We start from the raw sequence: 1,700 nt of genomic DNA, 5'->3' as shown, positions 1-1,700 counted from the left end.
TGATTTTTTTGATGCAGTGTAATAATTTCGCTTTTTGGTCATTCTATTCCCCTCTTATATTAGAAGAATAGCTCTTAAAAATACCTTTTTTTCGTCTAAAAATCCGCGCCTATATCAAATACCGTATTTTGCATTAGCCATTCGCAAGGATTCACTTAAACTTTTTACTGCCGCTTTGGTCGCAGCATAGGTTGATAAATTGGGTCTTGCATTACGGTCGGCGAATGACTCTAAAAGAATCATAAGAGAGCTCTTAGTTTTTCATAGGTTTTATAGGCATAATTATAAATAGCGAGAAAAACCCCTATCTCATAAAAATAGAACCCTACTGCCAACACAATACAAATGATCACAAAAATGAAACCATGATTTATTGTACGCTTTTTAATTGAACCGTCAGGATAGTTCATATGCTTATCTCTAGGCCATATGGCAAATAAGAAACAAAAGTAATATATAAACAGAATGAAGGTTGCAACGTTATCTTTAGGAGTCAAGATCCCCAAAAAAAAATCAAAATGACTATTGAATAACTCATGTTACGCACGGTCAATTTTAAGCTGCCATATTTTTAAGCTCCTGCCAAGCAATCTGGTTCGCTCTAAGAATCAATTTGTACTTAATAGCAAAGTGATTTAAATGAGTTTTTATCTTTAACATTTCTAGCTTGCAGTAAGCAATAATAGCAGCATAAATATGGTTACACTGTGTTTTGACAGTTCTAGTAGGGGTCCTGTGGAAGAACCCCCAAAAGTGCTCAATCTACGTTAACTCCCTTTCCAGAAATGCTTTTTTAAGTGCTTTTCAATTGCACAGATCATCGCATCAAGATCAATATCACCATTACTTTTTTTGAAATTATACTGCCCAGTAAAAAGAATATGGATCCAAGCAATTGGTGAAATACGCAAAAAATTCTCTAACACTTCCTGGCTGGCACTCTCCGCCAGCATTTTTTCATAAACATTATTTAAAATAAGACTGTTGTAAGCAATGATACAATTGGACACAAGCCTTATGGCATGGGCGCTAATACGATTGCTTCTGATTTTCTTGCCTTTAAAAATACCGCGATAAATTTTTCTAAGTCCTCCTTGAAGTTGGTGGTAAGCTTCTGTTCTATTTCTTGCCGTTCGTATCGCTTTCCGAAGCTCCATGTTATCAATCAAGTTTAAAATATGGGTGCTACGTAATATTTCATTGTAATCAAACAACGCTTTTTTCAGGCTACTATAGCCAGCATGGGTGTTTAATTTTCTGACCAGCGTCGTTTGTGTATTTTCCTGCATGAGCAGAGAGAGCAAGATCCGCAAGATACCCCGTTTCTCTGAGCGAATATGGCCAACATCAATAAATCCTTTAGGATGAATAATGGCGGTATTATTTTCAATGGGCTTGACCGCATAGAGGCTATTAGCTGCCTCTCGAACATTTTTTATGCTAGGCACGAATTGTACATTTATCGCGTTCAATATAACAAAATTGGTCTTATTCAGGGAATGATTGTCTCCAGTCACCATGTTAATCTCAATATCTGTTTTATTACCATATATCAGGTCGTAAGCAGAATGCCCTTCGTACTGCGTATTTCACTGAATTCGATCACTCGTTTCACTTTAAACGATCACCTATTTCACTCGAAATCGATCAGTGATTTCACTGAAAATGATCACTGCACTCAATCTGCAGCGATGCGGAGA

Annotated in this window: 1 protein-coding gene and 1 pseudogene; both read right to left on the bottom strand. The window is 36.6% G+C overall.

Annotation, left to right across the window (positions count from 1 at the left end; all coding sequences use genetic code 11):
• Nucleotides 1–114: 114 nt before the first annotated feature.
• Nucleotides 115–243, bottom strand: a complete 129-nt coding sequence (locus ELY15_RS16655; RefSeq protein WP_255411134.1) for a hypothetical protein — start codon at nucleotides 241–243, stop codon at nucleotides 115–117.
• Between the two features lie 524 nt (nucleotides 244–767).
• Nucleotides 768–1,574: pseudogene (locus ELY15_RS15610) on the bottom strand (Tn3 family transposase); the annotation flags it as partial.
• Between the last annotated feature and the right edge of the window lie 126 nt (nucleotides 1,575–1,700).

It is taken from the genome of Legionella sp. km772 (assembly GCF_003989735.1).
Lineage (GTDB): Bacteria > Pseudomonadota > Gammaproteobacteria > Legionellales > Legionellaceae > Legionella.
The sequence above is the reverse complement of the archived record's forward strand: the minus strand, read 5'-3'. Positions and strand labels throughout refer to the sequence as shown.